The organism is Streptomyces sp. NPDC030840 (genome assembly GCF_055572015.1).
On record NZ_JBVIEE010000007.1, the window covers coordinates 24,687 to 42,038 of the forward strand.

The 17,352-nt window shown below is 68.9% G+C and carries 20 protein-coding genes; 7 read left to right on the forward strand and 13 right to left on the reverse strand.

The genetic code is table 11. The features are described from left to right. Window positions 1-90 precede the first annotated feature (90 nt). The 4 genes from ACZ49J_RS17220 to ACZ49J_RS17235 all read left to right on the forward strand — a co-directional run bounded on the left by ACZ49J_RS17220 (window position 91) and on the right by ACZ49J_RS17235 (window position 5,056). Window positions 91-429 carry a hypothetical protein gene (locus ACZ49J_RS17220; RefSeq protein ID WP_467448891.1) on the forward strand — a complete coding sequence of 113 codons (339 nt, stop codon included), beginning with the start codon at window positions 91-93 and terminating at the stop codon, window positions 427-429. Between the two features lie 181 nt (window positions 430-610). Then, window positions 611-2,653, forward strand: a complete 2,043-nt coding sequence (locus ACZ49J_RS17225; RefSeq protein WP_467448892.1) for an ATP-binding protein — start codon at window positions 611-613, stop codon at window positions 2,651-2,653. Window positions 2,654-2,792: 139 nt separating this feature from the next. Continuing rightward, entirely contained in the window at window positions 2,793-4,136 is a 1,344-nt protein-coding gene (locus ACZ49J_RS17230; RefSeq protein ID WP_467448893.1) for an SUKH-4 family immunity protein, read from the forward strand. A gap of 392 nt (window positions 4,137-4,528) precedes the next feature. Next, entirely contained in the window at window positions 4,529-5,056 is a 528-nt protein-coding gene (locus tag ACZ49J_RS17235; protein WP_467448895.1) for a hypothetical protein, read from the forward strand. 33 nt (window positions 5,057-5,089) lie between these two features. On the opposite strand, the gene ACZ49J_RS17240 is transcribed toward ACZ49J_RS17235, so the two are convergent. Further along, a complete protein-coding gene (locus ACZ49J_RS17240; protein ID WP_467448896.1) occupies window positions 5,090-5,533 on the reverse strand; it encodes a hypothetical protein in 444 nt (147 codons plus the stop codon). A 204-nt stretch (window positions 5,534-5,737) separates the two neighbouring features. On the opposite strand from ACZ49J_RS17240, the gene ACZ49J_RS17245 reads away from it, so the two are divergent. After that, the gene (locus ACZ49J_RS17245) at window positions 5,738-6,382 is read left to right on the forward strand and encodes a hypothetical protein (protein ID WP_467448897.1); all 645 of its coding nucleotides are present in this window, start codon (window positions 5,738-5,740) and stop codon (window positions 6,380-6,382) included. Window positions 6,383-6,589: 207 nt separating this feature from the next. Further along, window positions 6,590-6,781, forward strand: coding sequence for a hypothetical protein (locus ACZ49J_RS17250; protein WP_467448898.1), 192 nt, complete (start codon window positions 6,590-6,592; stop codon window positions 6,779-6,781). Between the two features lie 40 nt (window positions 6,782-6,821). Here ACZ49J_RS17250 and ACZ49J_RS17255 read toward each other — a convergent pair whose 3' ends face one another. The 10 genes from ACZ49J_RS17255 to ACZ49J_RS17300 form a co-directional block, all read right to left on the reverse strand. After that, a complete protein-coding gene (locus ACZ49J_RS17255) occupies window positions 6,822-7,430 on the reverse strand; it encodes a hypothetical protein (RefSeq protein ID WP_467448899.1) in 609 nt (202 codons plus the stop codon). 20 nt (window positions 7,431-7,450) lie between these two features. Beyond that, the gene (locus tag ACZ49J_RS17260; RefSeq protein WP_467448901.1) at window positions 7,451-8,191 is read right to left on the reverse strand and encodes a hypothetical protein; all 741 of its coding nucleotides are present in this window, start codon (window positions 8,189-8,191) and stop codon (window positions 7,451-7,453) included. Continuing rightward, window positions 8,188-9,471 (reverse strand): hypothetical protein, encoded by a 1,284-nt coding sequence (locus tag ACZ49J_RS17265; RefSeq protein ID WP_467448902.1) that lies wholly within the window; start codon window positions 9,469-9,471, stop codon window positions 8,188-8,190. Before ACZ49J_RS17265 ends, ACZ49J_RS17260 begins: the two co-directional genes overlap by 4 nt. Before the next feature lie 23 nt (window positions 9,472-9,494). Then, a complete protein-coding gene (locus ACZ49J_RS17270) occupies window positions 9,495-9,800 on the reverse strand; it encodes a hypothetical protein (protein WP_467448904.1) in 306 nt (101 codons plus the stop codon). A gap of 843 nt (window positions 9,801-10,643) precedes the next feature. Continuing rightward, window positions 10,644-11,156, reverse strand: a complete 513-nt coding sequence (locus tag ACZ49J_RS17275; RefSeq protein ID WP_467448905.1) for a hypothetical protein — start codon at window positions 11,154-11,156, stop codon at window positions 10,644-10,646. 60 nt (window positions 11,157-11,216) lie between these two features. Continuing rightward, the gene (locus ACZ49J_RS17280; RefSeq protein ID WP_467448907.1) at window positions 11,217-11,714 is read right to left on the reverse strand and encodes a hypothetical protein; all 498 of its coding nucleotides are present in this window, start codon (window positions 11,712-11,714) and stop codon (window positions 11,217-11,219) included. 44 nt (window positions 11,715-11,758) lie between these two features. Beyond that, window positions 11,759-13,087 carry a hypothetical protein gene (locus ACZ49J_RS17285; protein WP_467448908.1) on the reverse strand — a complete coding sequence of 443 codons (1,329 nt, stop codon included), beginning with the start codon at window positions 13,085-13,087 and terminating at the stop codon, window positions 11,759-11,761. Window positions 13,088-13,719: 632 nt separating this feature from the next. Beyond that, a complete protein-coding gene (locus ACZ49J_RS17290; protein WP_467448909.1) occupies window positions 13,720-14,019 on the reverse strand; it encodes a hypothetical protein in 300 nt (99 codons plus the stop codon). 52 nt (window positions 14,020-14,071) lie between these two features. Then, window positions 14,072-14,284 (reverse strand): DUF397 domain-containing protein, encoded by a 213-nt coding sequence (locus ACZ49J_RS17295; protein WP_467448910.1) that lies wholly within the window; start codon window positions 14,282-14,284, stop codon window positions 14,072-14,074. After that, window positions 14,281-15,165 (reverse strand): helix-turn-helix domain-containing protein, encoded by an 885-nt coding sequence (locus tag ACZ49J_RS17300; protein WP_467448911.1) that lies wholly within the window; start codon window positions 15,163-15,165, stop codon window positions 14,281-14,283. Before ACZ49J_RS17300 ends, ACZ49J_RS17295 begins: the two co-directional genes overlap by 4 nt. A 201-nt stretch (window positions 15,166-15,366) precedes the next feature. On the opposite strand from ACZ49J_RS17300, the gene ACZ49J_RS17305 reads away from it, so the two are divergent. After that, on the forward strand, window positions 15,367-15,990 hold the full coding sequence (locus tag ACZ49J_RS17305) for an ATP-binding protein (protein WP_467448913.1): 624 nt from the start codon (window positions 15,367-15,369) through the stop codon (window positions 15,988-15,990). A gap of 191 nt (window positions 15,991-16,181) precedes the next feature. Here the strand turns inward: ACZ49J_RS17305 and ACZ49J_RS17310 are convergent, their stop codons facing one another. Both ACZ49J_RS17310 and ACZ49J_RS17315 read right to left on the reverse strand, forming a co-directional pair. Further along, window positions 16,182-16,718, reverse strand: coding sequence for a hypothetical protein (locus ACZ49J_RS17310; RefSeq protein WP_467448914.1), 537 nt, complete (start codon window positions 16,716-16,718; stop codon window positions 16,182-16,184). After that, window positions 16,715-17,326: a hypothetical protein gene (locus ACZ49J_RS17315; protein WP_467448916.1), complete on the reverse strand. Its 612-nt coding sequence runs from the start codon at window positions 17,324-17,326 to the stop codon at window positions 16,715-16,717. The genes ACZ49J_RS17310 and ACZ49J_RS17315 overlap by 4 nt, the downstream gene beginning before the upstream one ends. Window positions 17,327-17,352 lie beyond the last annotated feature (26 nt).

Here is a 17,352-nt window from a genome sequence, read left to right on the forward strand (position 1 = left end):
ACCGCCACGATCTCGGACCGCCACGATCTCGGACCGCCACGGTCTCGGACCGCCACAACGCCGGACCGCCACAACAAGGAGACCAGCTCCATGACCCCGGACAACCCGGCTCCTCCGGAGAACCCGGCTCCCCCGAGCACCCCCGAGCAAGCCCTCGCCATCGTCCGCAGCCGCTACGCCCAGCCCAAGCTGCCCGACGGGACCCCGGCCCCCCTGCACGTCCATGAATTCGACATCGGCTACCTGGTGTACGCGACCTTCCCGCCCACCACGGACGCCACGGGCCAGCCGCGCCCCTCGGCCCCGGGCGGTAGCAAGATCGTGGTCGCCAAGGACACGGGGGAGACCGTCACGGTCCCCAACTACCCGACAGACACGGCCATCGCCCTGTACCGCAAGCAGCGCGAGACGCGACGGCCGAACGCGTAGCGGAACCGAAAGGGCGCGCGGGTCACAGGGCACCGCCCTCGCCCACCCGGCCACCCGGCCACCCGGCCACCCGGCCACCCGGCCACCCGGCCACCCTACGATCGACCGATCGGCGCCTAAGATCGGCGCCGTACACGAACGAGCCCGCAACGGCGAAGGACATGGCGGAGGACGGGGACCCATGACCGGCTCGACCGAGGACGCCTCGGACACCGAGGACTACGCACCGCACCCCCACATAGGCGGCCGCACCGCCGCGTTGCGCGCGCTCGCGGCGTGGCGCGGGGCCGCGCCCGGCGCACCGCGCGTGGTCGTGCTCACCGGCGACTCGGGCAGCGGGCGTTCGCGGCTGCTCACCGGGTTTCTGATGCTGTGCGAGCCGGAGTACCGCAAGCAGCTGCCGCTGGAGCAGATGGACCCGTCCACGGTGCCGCCGGAGTTGCCCGCCCCGGCCGTGCCCACCGCCGCCGGACTGACCGCCGCACAGGTGCTGTGGCTGCTCGCCGACCACTTCGAGCTGAACGCCACCAGTGCCGCGGAGGTGTACGCGGAGTTCGCCGCGCTCGGCGAGCCGGTGACCGTCGTCGTGCCGGACGTCGACCGGGCCGGTCCAGTGCGGGCCGCGGGTGAGCCCGCACGGCTCGTACGGGAGGTGCTCACACCTCTCGCCGCCACCGAGAACGTCCGGCTCCTGGCCGAGGTGCCGCGTCCGCTGGCCGTCGAACTGGCCTCCGGGTCGGCCTCCGTCCTGCCGCCCGGCACCGTGCAGGTGATCGACCTCGACGAACCGGAATGGGCCGATCCCGAGGGCCTGGTGCTGCACGCCCAGGCGGCGCTCAGCCCCGAGTTCGGGGCCCCCGAGCTGCCGTTCACCGTCGACCCCGCCGCCCGGCTCGCCCTGGGGGCCGCCATCGGCCGCCGGGCCGGGACGAGTCCGCTGGTCGTACAGCTCGCCGTCCACTGCCTCCTCATGGCCCCGGAGGGCTTCGACCCCGCCGACGAGAGCCTGTTGCCGACCTCCGTCGGCGAGGCCCTCGACCTGCACGCCCGACGACTCGGAGCCGACCCTCGGACGCTGCGCCTGATGCTGGCGCCACTCGCCCTCGCCGAGGCCGACGGCATCCCCACCCACATGTGGGCGCGACTGGCGAACGCGGTCGCCGGACAGGACATGGGCCGGGCCATGGCCGACGGGATGCTGCTCGCCGCGCCCTTCGTAGAGCCCGCGGAGGTGGCGGGCGCAGAGGACACGCAGGCGGGTGGGCGGGACGGCGGGCAGGACGACAGGCAGGACAGCGGGCGGGACGGCGGGCGGGAAAACGGCGGCCGCATGCTGCTCCGCCTGCGGCACCCGGCCATCGCCGACGAGATCCGCGCCGGCCTGCCGAACGTCCGCGCCGCTCAGACACAGATCGCGATGGCGCTACTGGAGGCCGTGCCGGAGCAGGACTGGGGCAAGGCCGATCCCTACGTACGCGACCACATCGCGGGCCACACCCTGGAGGCGGGCCTGCTGCCCCAACTCCTCACGGACCCCGGCCTGTTCGTGCACGCCGACCCAGTGCCGCTGCGCGCCGCCATCGAGACCGTACCGACCGAGGAGCTCGGCGCAGCGGCCCGTACGTATCTGCGTACGGCGCCCCTGCTGACCCGTACCCAGGCGTCCGCGACGCTGCGCGCCGCGCTGCTCGAGACCGCGTTCGTCGAGGACGGTCTGCTCGAGTACGCCGATGCCGTACGCAGTCGCCTCGGTCTCGAACTGCCGTGGCAGACCCTGTGGAGCCGGCCCGTTTCCGGGGTCATCGGCGTGACCGTCGGCAGCCTGCCGCAGCCACAAGGGCAGGCCGCCCCCGTCGCCGTTCTCGTCGTGCCCGCGGACACGCCTGGCGCGCGCCCCCTCGGCGAGATGGGCGAGGAGATCGAGGCGGGCCGTTCCGCGGTGCTCGTCCTCGGCCTCGTACGACCGGACGATCTCAGCGGCGCCGGCCTTGACCCCAGGCAGATCGTTCGCCCCTCCGAGGACGAACGGACCGCCGCCCCGCTCGGGCTGAGCCGGGGCGCCGACTACGTGCGCGTGTGGGACCGGAAGAGTCAGGATGTCGTGGCCGCGTTGATCTCCGACGTCCCCTTCACCGCCGCCGACCTCTCCCCCGACGGCATCCTCCTCCTCGCCACCGAGCGCGGCGCCAAGGCCCTCCGCATCCGCCCGGCGGCCCAGCGATAGCCTCGTAGACGCATGACACACGGATTCCCACACACGCACATCGCTTCTCCCCCCACATCGCTTCTCCCCCTCCCACATCGCTTCTCCCCCTCGATCAACCGCGATGCCGACACCTCCGAACTCTCGAAGGAGCCTCCCCGTGACCAGCCAGGAGCAGGCGCTCGCCGTCGCCGACCGTTGGCTCAACCCGGAAGGTTCGGCGGAGCCGCGCCGCGAGGTCAGGATGCAGGAGTTCGACCTGGGCTGGGTCGTGTGGAGCCCGCCCGCGGCGCCCGAGCGTGACCCGGAGACCGGGGAGCGCCGGCCGCCCGCCGAGATCGGCGACGCGTGCGGGGTCGTGGACCGCCGTACCGGCGAGCTGACGGTCTGGCCGTCGGTGCCGGTGGACGAGGTGGTGCGGATGTACCGGCAGAAGCACGGGGGCGCGCACGGCGGTGACGCACAGGGCGCAGGCGGGTCGGAAGGCGCGGCCCGTCCGGTCACCGGCCCCGGCAACACCGCCGTCTTCACCTTCGTCGACCCGGCCAACGGCGAGGAGACCACCCTCTTCCGCAACTCCGGCCCGGGCCTGCCCCCCGCCGAGCACCAGGCATGGGCCGACCTTCGGCAGATGAACGTACCCGTCGACAACGTCCTGGCCATCCACACCGACCTGCGTCCCAGCCTGCTCCCCGGCGGCTACACCGCCGAACTCCTCAACACCTTCCCCCACGCCCAGCTCTCCTGCTCGCAGAACTACGGTGCCGCTCCGCGGGCGCGTGCCGAGGGCGTCGCGGCGCTGGTGGAGCAGGTCGAGACGACGCACCGGATCGCCGGCCAGGAGCCGCCGCCCCGCCCGCACCGCGTCCCCGTTCCGGCCCAGGTGACGCCCGCGGAGCCGATGCCCGACGTGGTCCTCGGCCGCCACCTCGTCGACGTCTTCGGTGAGGACCGAGTACGCCGCTACGACGCCGATGACGTCTCCGGCAGCCCGCTTCCCGAGACCACCAAGGCCACGCTCACCTGGGCGGGGCTCCCCGCCCATCTGCCTCTCTTCTTCACCGCCGACCGGCCCGACGCCCCTCCGGCCGGCGGCCTGTTCACCGACGTCTCCACGAATCTGCGGGAGCGCCGCAGTCCGGCCGGCGAGGAGAAGATCGGCGTCCTGGCACACCTGTCGCGGATCGGTTTCGACGGCGTCGCGGTGATCGCGGTGCAGTGCCTGCCCGGTACGACGGAACCGGACGGCCTCGGCGCGGTCTGGGCGGTCGATCCGGTCACCGCCGCCGCCCGGTACGTCAACATCTCCGCCGCCGCCTTCGCCCGCTCCCTGGCCCTGCTCGCCACGGCACGACAGCGCATGCGGGGCTTGGACCCGGTCGCGGCGGGGAGCGAAGTGGCGGCGCTGCAGGAGCAGTTGGCGGCGGTCGACGCGTCCGCGCTGGGGAACGCGGAGACGTGGTGGTCGCTGATCGTCGAGCAGATGTGGCACGGGTTGTTCTGAGCGCGTTGGGGGCGGGGCCGGAGAGTACTTTCCTGGTCCGGCCCGTTCCCTACGTGCCGCAGGGTGCCGGGGTGCCCTTCACGGAGCCCGCTCGGGCTCCGACGGGCCCCTCCTGATCTCACTGATAGCTTGCTGCTCCAGTCAGTTCACAACGTGGGGACCCGATGAGCCAGCCGCCGTTCCAGCCGCCACCGCAGCCGCCTCAGCCGCCTCAGCAGCCACCTCAAGCGCCGCAGAATCCCTATAACCCGTACAGCCAGCCCGCGCCTCCGCAGCAGCCGCAGCCGCAGCCGCAGCCGGGGTTCGGCCCGGCGCCCGTCCAGGGACAGCCACCGATGCAGTCCGGCCCCGCTCCCGTTCCGGGGCAGCCACCTGTGCCGGGGCAGCCGCCCATGCAGCCCCACCCGGCGCACCCCGTACCGCCGTACCAGGCACCGCACTTCGGACAGCAGCCGAACACCGGCGGCGGGAGTCCGGTCGGCGCGGTCCTCCTCGGGTTCTGCGCCTCGGTCCTCATCTCCCTGTTCTACAGCGTCACCATCGTGGCCACGTACAAGGACCAGTCGGAGACCACGGCCCACACCCTCTACGTGGGCCACGCGCTCCTCAACGGAGTGGTCGTCGGCGCCTTGGCCGGCCTGGTGGGCCGTCGCAGCAACGGCGCCCGGGTCGGCGCGGCCATCATCGCCCCGCTCGGCGCGTTCTTCGGCTACACCAACGCCGTGCCTCTCGTCATCGCCGAGAGCCAGGCTCCCTCCGTCATCGGGGACATGCTGGAGAACGACCCGTTCTTCCCGGCCGAGGCCTGGTGGGGCAGCTCGAACGACAGCACATGGATCTCCCTGCTCGGCCTCGTGGTCGCCGCGGCCGCCGCGTGGGGTCTCGCCTACGTCGTCGGGAACAGGGGCCGCCGGGCCTGACTCGACCGCGTTGCTCCGCGGTCCGGGTTTCGCTCAGTACAGCGAGAACCCACCACTGTGCCGCCCCGGGCTCTTCTTGCCGGACTGCGACGAGGACTCCCCCTCCGAGCGCCTCGGCTCGGAGGCCCCGGGGGCCGGGCCACCGTCACCGCTCGGCGGCACCTCACCGCTCCTGATCCGCTCCCGCTCCTCCTCGGAGAGCGACTCCCACTGGCCGCGCAGGGACGCCATGCCCCCGCCGCCCAGGGCGCGTGCCACCGCGGGGTCGTCCAGGGCGTCGCGCAGGGCGAGCCGGCCGGAGAGCAGCCTCTTCGCCGCCTCCTGCATCTCCTTGCTCGCGCCGCCGTCGGCTTCGGACAGCCTGCGCAGGGCGGAGTTCAGGGAACGTATCTGTCCCGGTTCCAGAGCTTCGTCCAGCACGCCGCGCTCCGGCGAAGAGCCTTGCGGGTTCGGGGAGTTGTCGGGCTGCCTGGTCATCTCGCTTCTCCTCGTCTCTCCGCGATAGCGCGTCCCCCCGCAGTATCCCCCGCCTCCGCGACCGACACGGTGGCGCACCCTCCCCTCGGCGCCCACAGGCATGGGTGCCATGCTGACTGCGCACTGCCCCGACCGGCCGAACAGGAAACCGCAGAGGTAGCCCCAGAGGTAGTCGCAGCCGCGGAGGAGAAGGACGGCATTGTCATGACCCGAACGCAAGGCACGCGAAAAGACAGCTCAGCAGCCAACCTCGTCGGAAGAGCCTTCGGCCGCCTCGGGCGCGCGGGTGGCCTGGTCTTCCTCATCGCAGGCCTCGCCCTGAGCGGTTGGGGCGCGTACGAGGGGGCGTACGCGGCGGGTTGGGCGGGCACCCACGGCACCCTGACGGTGAAGCGGTGCGAGGTGAGCTACCCGAACAACGCCTCCCGGAGCAGCCGCAAGAACCGCCGCCCCATCCGCTGCACCGGCACCTTCGTCTCCGAGAACGGCAAGGGCAAGGACACCAGCGCCGGGGTGCAGCTCAGGCGCCGGTACGCGCAGGGCACCGCGCTGTCGGTGCAGCGGACGGACCCGCCGACGTCGGCTGCCGCCGGCGACGGGGACTACGTCCAGAGCGGCACGGACCGAGCCTGGCGCTTCTTCGGCGCCTTCTTCGGCGGCTGGGTCCTCACGGGCCTCGGCGTCTTCTGCCTCGCCACGGGTTACGCCCCGTTCGGTCAGAGCCGCATCTCGTACGACGTGGCGTGGGAGGCGTCGGGGCGTGGGGTGACGCGCCTGGTGGTGCTCGGGATGATCGGGGTGGGGATCGTGGGGGCGGGGGTGTCGTTCCTGGTCAGTTACTTCGTCTGACGTTGCGTCCGACAGCTGCGCCGGGGGTACGAAGTCGAGTCCCCGGAAGACCGCGAACGGCGGCTCGGCGAGGGCGACTTCTCGTTTCGGCTACGCCGACCCCGGCGCTCTCCTGCCCGCTCATGCTGGAGCCAATCGGCCCCAAAGGACGACACGGCCCCGTCCCTGCCCCTCGCCCGGGCCGACGTCTACCTGCCGCTGCCGCGGATGGGACGGCTGCTCTTCCTGAGCCTCACCACGCCGTCCCTGCCTGACCTGCCCTTCTACGTCTCGCTGCTGTCGAGGTCCGCTCACGAGCTGGTGGTGACCGGCGGAGCGGGGGCGGGGGCCGTTGCGGACAGAGGGGGCGGCGAGGAGAAGGGGCCTATCGCCCAGCAGGTCAGGGCCGACTTCGGGTAGCTGAGCTTCCAGCCCTGGAGTCGGTTGGGCTCACGGTGCGTTAATCGGCGACTCGAGCACCGATGGCCCGGGCGCGGCGGCGTGCTTCGGGGGTGAGGCCTTTGCGGCGGGGGGAGGTGCGGGGGTTGAACGCGGTGGGCTGGGCCAGGCAGCCCAGTCCGCGTAGGCCGGGCTTGGCTACCACACAGGCGAAGCGGGGGTCACCCGCGTACCAGAGTTCTTCGTCGTATTCTTTCAGGGCCTCGCGACTGTAGGTCCGGAAAAGCCCGGCGGCTGCCTTCAGCGACACCGTCGTCCCGGGGTTGTCAGGGTCGGGCAGCACGAAAAGCGCATCCTTGCCCTGGGTGATCCGGACGGCACCCGACTGCTGACGCCATGGGTAGACGGTGAGGATGCGTCGCATCCTCCATCCCGCCCGAAGCCGGCCGAATGCCAGGACCGTCAGCATTGCGATCACCGCAAGGACCAGCACCATGGGCACGACTGCCGCTACGGGCAACAGGAGGGTGAGGTACACCGCCCCCCACCACAGCGCCACCCAGCCCAGCGACTTGACCGCGTTCCGCGCCGTGTAGCGGAGGAGAGCACGTCGGGTGCCCGGCGTGCCCCACGCCACCGGACCGTCGAAGCCCTGCTTGTTCAAGTTCATGACCACTCGCACATCCCAGGTCAGCCGAAGTCGGAGGCGATGTCGTCCGCGACGCTGCCCGCGCTGTCAGCCGTGTCGCGACGTGCGGCGCGCTCGATTTCCGGCAGCGGATCGTGGAAGGACACCGTGTGCGCGATGCCTTCCATCATGGCGCGGTAATGCCTCCTGGAACCCACGGCCGTGCTGCTCAAGGTGAGGACGCCCAGTTGAGTACCCGAGGGGGCCGGGATATAGAGATTGCACTGGTAGAGCTCCTGGGTGGGAACCCCCTCCAGAGCGGGCATGGTGATCACGGTGTCGGAGATCGACGCCGGACGACCACCAGGAAGCGTCAACAGCCCGACGTTCTCAGCGCATTCACGCAGGGAAACCGCGCGCACCGCGGTGATCTTGGCGGGGGCCCACTCCATGTCGCGGAGCGCCACTGTGAACACGGACGATGCGGAGGACCCGTCGTCCGCGTAGTGCATTCCGAGCGAGCAGGCGATGACACCTTCGCTCCGCATTTGGGAAGCCATGAACCGAACGTCCCGCAGCGCGCCGGTGTACCGGTCACGCTGGCCCTCGGGCGCAAGCTCGAGGACCAGTGCCAGTGCATGCTCAAGGTGCGTTTCCTGCTCCGACCCCGGTTCGGGGTTGAGAGCGTCGATCGGAACGCCGATGAACCCGGCCGGCAGCGCGTACCAGATCTTCGAGCTGGGGTCTCTGGCCGTGTCGTCGATCACCAGACGGATCGGATTTTCAGCGGCTTCTTGTGTCATCGCAGAGCCGCCATGGTGCTCCCGAGGATGGAAAAGGCCGCAGGACCGTCGAACAGGCCGGCGCGGGCCGCGTCGACCCCCGTGGCGGTGTTCTTGCCACTGTCGCTGTCCAAGGCGTCGATGTTCTCGGCGGCCAGTCCGTAGCCGGAGGTGAGCACACCTGCGACCGGCGAGACATAGTCCATGCCCACTCTGACCGCCTGGCTACCCCCCGCTGCTTGCGCCACCCAGTCTCCGACGGGGTTGTAGGAACCCGCAGTCGCGATCCTGTTCGCGGCCGTGACGGTGTCGTCGGCGAACCGGCCCAGGAACTGCCCCGCGCTCACCGCCTCGGATGCGTAGCGCGTCGACTGGATCGCACCGTTGAGACCGCGTGACGCGGCCCCGACGCCCGGCACCGCCCCCAGTGCGTCACCGACGAGTCCCACCGAGTTCTCCCAGAAGTCCGCGTCGAACTCACCCTTCGTGAACCCGTCCGCGAGAGAAGCCCGCACCTTGGGGTCGGAAAGCCTGGACGCCATCGTGGCCAGGCTCAGCGCACCCGCTGCCAGCAGCATGGCAATCCCGAACGGCCCCGTGCACAACAGCGCGAGCAATCCCGCCACCGCCGCCAGCACACTCAGAATGTTGGTGAGGTTGTCCCCGATCCAGCTGAGCGCCTGGCTCAGCCACCCCGGCTCCTCGGGCGCCAGATCCTTCGTGGAGTCCTTCAGCTTCTTGGCGAGGTCCCGGGCCTCCGCCTCGTGCGTGCTCTCCAGCTCCCGCGCCTTGCGCATCACCTCGTCCAAGGCGCCCTGCGCGTTGTTGACGGCGGTGACGGCGTCGCTGAGCCGGTCGTTGGCCGCGTTGAGACGGGCCTGAGCGGACTCCAGCTCGGGACCCTCGGCGAACGTCTGCCCCGCGAGCTTCAGGTCGGGGTCCTTCTCAGCCGCGTCGTGCCGGGAGTTGGCGGTCCTCAGGTCGCCCTTCCGGTCGGCCGCCTCGAGGTCGTACTTGTGCGCCAGCTCCCTGCGACTGGTCAGCCCGCCGTGCCACGTCCCCAGATGACCGGCGGCCAGAGTCAGCGACTTGTGGGCGTCCTTCATGTACTTCGGCAGATCACCGTCGAGCGCCTCACGGAAGCCGACAGCGGCGTCACCCTCCCAGAAGCTCGACTCACCGAGCAGTTTGTCGATCTTCTGGTACGCGGTCTGCAGCGCGCTCGCCGATTTGACGAGCTGGGTACGGAGCTTCTCGACTTCGCCCGGCTGCCCCGGCACCGGGTTCCACCCGAGGTGCATGTACGGATTCTGTGCCACCGTGATCACTTCCCCGCAGCCGCGGCGCGCTTGAAGCTCTCCTCCAGGGAGGTCTCCACTTCGCGGTAGTTGTCCGTGTTCTTCTGGAGACCTTCGGTGAGCTTGTCGATACGCTCCTTGATCTGCTCGTTGCCGTACTTCCACCGCTCCTGGAACTCGTCACACGCCTCGTCCAGCTCCGGCGTCCCGATCTCGTCGGAGCGGACGTGCTGCAGAGCCGTCCGCACCTGCTCAAGGCAGTCTTTGGCGTCCTTGAGATCCTTGGTGAATGTGGCGAGCTGATCAATGTCGGTCTTGAAGTGGTCTCCCACGCAGGCCTCCCCGTTCACGCGCTTCGACGGTCGCATCGGCAAACGACAACCGGCGGTCGAATGGGCAGATCATGCCATGAAGCGGCGAACAGACCGTGCCGGGGGCACAGAATCCACACGCACTGGCCTCCGCCCGACACCCCCGCCCCTCGTCGCCCACGCAACGTACATGCGTGCGGTGAGCGAGCCCGACCAAGCCGTACCAGGGGGCTGAGCCGTCAGTGTACCGACGAAGTCGAGCTGCAGGGATTCGAGGCCGGGCAGCGCTCCGACATGTGCGGCTGCACCAGGGAGTTGAAGACTCGCAGCCACCAGACACAGCCTGGAATCTGCGCACGCCGGTCCGGTTCGTCGACCTCGACGACAGCCAGACCGGACAACAGCCGATGACCACGACACAGGGCGGACTACCGCCGTGTGGTCCACGATGATCACCGGCGCTCCCCCAGTTGCCTGGAGGCGATCGCGGCACGCCATTCCTGCGCCTCGCGCACGTCAGCCTCGGTGAAGTCCTCACACGGTCGGCCTGGACGTACGCGACACCCCGGGCCGTTCGCTCCGCCCGCTCGGCCTCCGTAGGCGTGGCGACAACCACGCGTTCGACGTAGGCGCACGTACTGAGGCCACGCATCGAGTGCCGCGCAACCTGGGGCACCGCACCAGCACCTTGACCTGCTTGCGGTACGGCCACCCCATCGAACCAGCGAGCGCGGCTTCCGGAGCGACCACATCCAGGCCGTGCACCGTTCCTTTCTACGATGGAGTTGACATCCCTGCGTCACTCACCCGCAGTAGCGGCCAGAAATCAGACACCCCCAGGCAGGTGGTGTGGTCCCGCCCATCTCACAGCTTGCCCAAGATCACGCTGCGCCAGGTCCAGCCCGACTTGAGGACGGCGCTCTGGAGGGGGTCGCGCAGCTCCGAACTGTCGAAGCGGAAGGTCTCCGTCGCTTCAAAGCCACCGCTGTCTCCGCGCTCGACCCTGTAGCGGCTGGAGACGGTCCTGTCGGGCCCGCGCGAGTACGCCCCTGAGATCTTGATCTGCGGCGGATCCCCGACCCGGGTGACCTCCCAGCTTTCCTCGAGGACCCGGACCTCATGGTCCTCCGGGACCAGGCGCATCCGGATCCGGACTGCGCGAGTCAGCTGCGACGCGACGAAGAAGGTCTGCCACGCGGGCTCCGCCACCCGCCACTCCGCCACCAGGTCGGCGTCTTCCGCGGCTCCGTCGCGGATGACGTACGGGGCATCGGGCCGGTTGACGCCCAGCAGGGCCGCGTGTACCTCGGCGGCCGATCGCGGGGCGACGCCGTCGTCGGGGTGCTTTGTTCCGGTCAGCTTGTCGAAGAGTCCCATGAAGTCAACCTCTGAGAGTGTCGGGGTGCAGGTTCAAAGTTGCCGCTTGTCCGAGACGTGCTACGAAGCAGCGCCAGTGTCAGGGCGGACCGTGCGCACAAAGTCTTGGAAGTCACGTAGGACAGAGGAGTGTTGGGCGGCGGTGGCCGTCAGAATCAGGCGGATCACTGCCCGCTTGCGCGGATCGGCGACGTCCAGCATGGAGAGGTACACCTGCGACTGGACGAGGTCGCGGTGCACACCGCCGACTACGGCCGAGACAGCCAGCGTCTGCGTGAGGCCGGGCGCTTCGGCGGAGCCGATCTCACGGTGCCCAACGGCCCCGACCGAGGTGCCGGCCTGGCGCAAGCGCTCCACGGACTCGTGGGCGATCTCGGGCAGCGTCGCCGCGTCCGGGCGATACTCTCCGTCGATCGTGATGTTCGCGGTGAAACCGGCGTCCGGTTGCGGGTACCGTGCGACGAAGGCCGCACCCGGGGCACCGACTGCATCCGGCGGTTCGGCGCGCCAGCCTTCGGGCAGTTCAAACTGGATCGGTACGGGCAAAGTCGTGGGCATCTCGGACCATCCTTACTACGGCAACGGGCCTGCGGGGGCATTCATCAGAGCAGGCTGCCGACACCGTCGGCGACCCACCCGGCCGCGTCCCCCACAGCATCGGCCGCATCGCTCGCGGTATCTGCGATCTTCCCAGGGTCGACGGTGACCTCGAGGCCCACGGCTCCGCCCAGGATGGGAGAGACACCCACTTTGGGGGCGAAGTGCCATGCACCGTTGGCATCCTGGCCGAAGTTCAAGCTTGCCTCTGCTCCAGGCCCCGCCCATCCCTCGGCTGTGGCGCCCACCCCGATTCCCCCAATGTCAGCGCCCCCGGAGACGCCGCCTTTCGCACCCGCGAAGGCCTCGGCGCCCAACTGCAACCCCTCGAGGTCGACCCCGGCGCTGGCGCCGGCCTCAGCGCCCGCCTTGGCCTCGGCCCGTCCGTACAGCCCGACGGGGCCAGCATCGGCGCGGCCGTTGGCCGAGGCCTCGCCCCCTGCGAAGGCGCCAACCTCGCCCCTGATGCCCTCGTTGGTGATACCGCCAGCCGCGGAGACCTTGGCACCCGCATAGGCTTCAGACGCCCCGGCGAGCTGCATCGGGCCGTTGGTGAGCGTACCCTCCGTGCTCGTGCGGCCGAGATCGGCATGCGCCTCGGCCTCGCCCAGCTTGCCGGCCCCGGTGTCTGACCCAGTGACCGATGTCCCGGCCCCGAGACCGGAGGCTTCGGCCTCGCCTTCGGCGACCCACCCTTCAGTCTTCGTTCGGGCGTCCTTCTTCTTCGACTCGGCCGCGCGAGTGGTGTTCGCGTCGTCGAGGGAAGTGACGACCCTTGAGTTGAAGTCGCTCCGGCTGTTGCCGAGATCGCGGCGCAGGGCCCAGCATGCCGTCTCGTCGGCCTCGGCAGCGCGACCCAGGACAGCCTCAAGTCGGCGGGCGAACGCCTCGCAGGCTTTCTGCTGTTCACGGATGGCCGCCTGGCCATCGGGGTCATGGCGAGCGCCGATGTCCTGGGAGAGGTCATGGCGCGGAGTGACGGTGCCGGTGGCGCTGACGTGGAGGTCCTGTTCCTTGGCCTCGACGCCAGCGAGGCGGTGGAGGTCGTCCCTGGCCTTCTTCAACTCGGCGTGCAGTGACGTGAGAACGCCGGCGATGCCATTCGCTTCCTTGTAGGCGCTCTCGAATTGCTGCTGGGCGGCGCTAATGTCGTTGCTGGCCTTGGCCACGATCAGGACCGGCTGGGTCCAGCCCGCCTGTCTGAAGGGGCGAGCGACCTGGTCGCCGTACGCGGTGTGCAGCCCCTTGAACTTGGCGGCTGTCTCCTCCCAACGGTCGGCGGCCGCTTTGAGATTGCTGAGGTTGAGGTGGTACAGCTGCTCGTACGTCGGCATGAGCTCGGCGAGTCCCCCGTCGAGTCGTGTGTCTTGTCAGGGTGGAACTAGGCGGTGAGTGGAGGGCCTGCTCTAGCCGAAGTCACTCGCCAGAGAGTGCATGGTCTGCGTGTTCGCCGTTTCAGTGCGCTGATATAGCACTCCTGATGCGCCGCACTGGCTGGCGAGACTGTCGCAGTCGGCCGCGAGTGCAGCGACCTGAGCCGTCCAGGTCTCCGCCAGCCCGGTAAGCGCCCCGCCCAGCCCACCGTCCCAGTCGCCCGCCCTGAAGTCCCGGGATGCAGAGCGCGTCTCGCCCACCGGATGAGCACCGGCGGTTCGCGTCTGCCCCTCGATCGCGCGTGCGCCGTTGCCTGCGCGATTGAGTGCTGCCGGATCCTCGATTTCCGTCCCGGCTGACATGCCATATCCCCCGTGTTGTTTGGGTTCCTTGTGGAGCGAAAGGTATCGGATTTGGACGCGAACACATCGGCGGCGCGTGAGTTGGCCCGCCTGCTAACAGAGTTGAGTGAGCACCCTCTGTGACGCGTGCTACTGGCTCTGCCCTTGAGCTTGCCACACTGGGAGGCAGGCACCGCGGCAGCGCGACGACCGCATGCGCGCGCCTGGTTACGCGTCGGTCAGTCGGCCCGTCATGTCGACCCGGCCAGCTCCCCTTCGATTCGCTCGACCGCGTCCTTGGCCGTGGCCAGGTCTGCCCCAGTGATGGTCCGATAGCGCTTGATCGCCTGGATCTTCTTCCCTTTTCTGACAAGAGTGCCGACCTCGCCCAGCACCGGGTCGGCATACTCGACACCCAACGACTCAAGGAGAAGATCGACTTTCTGTTCCATCCGAGCAGTTCTCCGGTCGATGCAACGGACTTTGTACTCGAGGGTGCCCCACAAGCCAATAGACACGAGGAAGATGATCAGGTACGCGGTTGGGTCCATGGGGCGCAACCCTAGCCGCGCCGCTATGAACCACCGGTAGCGGGCATACGGCTTACGGTCGGCCTTGAAGGCGGCCGAGGAAGGCGCTCCACGCCTGGTGACTGAAGACGAGCACCGGGCCGGTCGGGCTCTTGCTGTCACGTACGGGCACTATGCCGGGACGGTCGTCGGCGACCTCAACGCACTCGTTGTTGCCGCCGCTGTACGTGCTGCGGCGCCACCTCGCGCCTGACAGATCGGGCGTGCTGTGGCGGGCGTTCATCATGGTCCATTCTCCTTGGCCCTGCGGTGGATGAGGGCGCGAGACTCCACCGGGGAGAGCGCGGACGTGCGCGCGGCGTCGAACAGGTCCCTGTAGCGGGCGACATCTGCCTCTCGCTCGAGCCACGTGGAGCCAGTCGGGTTGTCCGCCAACACCACGTCCAGCGCTCCCTCTTCAGGAAAGCCCAGCACCACGTACGGGCCGAACATACTCGCATGGGCGCCGCGGGAGAACGGCAGTACCTGAACGGTGACGTTGGGAAGTTCCGAGGCGTTCACAAGATGCTGCAACTGCGCCTTCATCACTTGATGCCCGCCTACTTGCTGGAGGAGTACGGCCTCCGACAGAACCGCCCAGAGACGCAGCGGTGAGTCACCGGCCAGCCTCTGCTGACGCGCCAGGCGCACTTGCACGAACTTCTCGATCTCGTCCCCCGTCTCCCACTGCCGTGATGCCACCGTCACGGCCCGGATGTACTCCGGGATCTGGAGAAGGCCTGGGACCAGCTGCGCCTGGAAAGTACGGATGGACTCCGCCATCATCTCCAGGGCGATGTAGTCGCGATAGGTGTCGGCAAGGACGGAGCCGTACTGATTCCACCACCCCTGCCTGCGGCGCCGGTTGGCCTTGCGGGCCAAGGCGGTCAGGCGCTCCTGCAGTTCGGCGTCCGACACCTGGTATGCCCGCAGCATGGCCATCAGGTCGGGGAGACGAACCGCGACTCGCCCGTTCTCAATACGGCTGATCTTGCCCTTGGTGCAGTCGAGTGCATCGGCTGCCTGAACGGTCGTCATTCCAGCCTCTTCCCGCAGCCGGCGGAGGTCGTCTCCGAGTTGGCGTCCGAGGACGGTCGACGGGCTCGAGGTCGCGCTCTTGGCAGGCATGCCAACACCTTTTAGCAGAGCAGGAGTGGGCGTGAAACGGCCCTAATTCGAAAGAGGGAATATCACGCCCATTTCAACTGGAAACGTTGCAGATTCGCGTGATGCGCATCCATCCTGCTGCCCAATGAGCCTTGTCCCGCCGCTCAACTCCCTCTCGGTATGCGGGATGCCGGTCACACCTCGACAACTCTGGGGACTGCCATGCCCGTTGTGAACCAAGTAGCTTTTCGACTCTCACGCCATCGCAGCAGCGTTCCCAGAGCGCGAGCGGTGCTGCACGCTGTGCTCGAAGGCTGGTGTATCGATCAAGAAACCCTCGACACGGCGGAGTTGGTCCTGTCGGATCTGGTCACCAACGCCCTGCGGGCAAGGGCGCCGCGTGGCCGCCAGGTCGGCGTCCGCATCGCGCACACGGAGGACGACGGGCTGCTGCGGCTGGAGGTGAGCGACGCCGGGGAAGGCCGGCCCGAGGTACGGACCCCAGGTGAGGACGAGACCGGCGGGCGCGGGCTACTACTCGTGGAGGCCCTCGCCCTCCGTTGGGGGGTGCAGGAACGGGAGGGCGGCATCGGGAAGACGGTGTGGGCGGAGTTCAAGGCCCCGCACATCACAGCTGTCCCCCTTGAAAGAGAGATCGCGGCTGTAACGCTTCAGCCGGGAAACCAAGTCAAGCTGTCGGGAGTGTGGCAGACAATCCGCCGTGTCCGGGGCGAGCGGTGTCCCTCCGGTGGGTTCGTGATGGTGTTGGTATTGGATGACGGTCTCCCGGTGCGGGTGGACGCAGGGGCACCGGTGACTGTACGGATCACTGGGCGCGAGGGCTGAGTGGCGTCGCCGCAGGTAGGGAAACGTGACGAGCAAGGCTCGACTACTTGAGCAGACCAGGTTGAACACCATGGTCCTCCCGCCGAGCACGGCAGCCCGGTCCGGGCGGACGCATCCCCGCGTGAAGCTGATTGAAGCGACGAAGCGCAGACTGATCCGCTGGAAGACCACCTCGATCACCGGCATCCCGCCTACCGGTTCGGCTCCGCGAGCATGGCGATGAAGCTCAGGATGCAAACGGGAATGGCGACTACAACGGAGTAACCCACACGATCGGCCACCTTCTGGCGCCGCGAGGGCTCTCGGCGGCGCGACTCTTGCCTCGGCTTGATCGCTTGGTACCCGAGGCTCGCGAGAATGGCCACGCTGACTGCAACCTGCCAGAGTTCGCCGACGACACCCCAGAAGCCGACTCGCTGAAGCGTCTGCGACTCGATCCCCTGTCGCGCGTCGAACTTCGTGCCGTCCGGGTAATCGTGCCCGGTGTCCTTGAGATGCACGTAGACGGCGTCGGCGACGGTGCCGCCGTCCGGCATGAAGTCCCCATAGCAGTCGTAATTGGAGTACTTCCGGCTGTTGCCGGTGTCGTAGCAGGTATCCACCTTGTACGTACCAGGGGTGCCATAGAGTCCTGCGGACAGGGCGAGGTCGGCGGTCGCCGTGACACACCAGAAGGCGGTCACGAGGGCCAGGATGCCGCCGCATACCCAGCCGAGTACGCGCTTCACCCACCCACCAAGATGCGCGGCTCCCTCTCCAACCGTCGGGAGATACCGGCCTGTTCTGCGAGGGCCCTGCGCTGCGCGTCAGCTTGGGTGCGCTCCTGCTCGAACTTTTCCCAGTCCGCGGGCTGCAGGAAGAGCATGTCGTTACTCCCCGGCAAAATCATGACACCGCCGAAGGCCAGGTCACCGGCGAACCACGCGCCGCCTTCTTCGGCACCCTTCGGCCAACGGCGCACCGTCGAGGCGTTGAGCGCACGCAGAGAAGGGGCGCCGTGCTGCCCACGCACCGAGAGCCGGACGGTGTGCACATTGCCGATGTACTTCCACTCCGTGCCCTTCTTGGACACCCGGGTGCGGTACTCCAGGGGATAGGTGCGAAGCACCTTCTCACATACCTTGAGACGGGACCCGTGGCGCAGCCGGAGCATCAGGAAAATCAACACGAACAGAGCGGCTGGGATACCGAACGCGGGCAGGGCAGCGTTATAGCCGACCAGGTATGCCACGTACGGCACCGCGCACAGGACCACGGCGAGCGCGAGGCGCGTGGCGATGTGCCGGTACAGCAGCGTGCGGTTGTGCTTGAGTACCTGCGCAACGTCAGGCGCCACGGGTCGATTGTCCATGATGCGGCTTC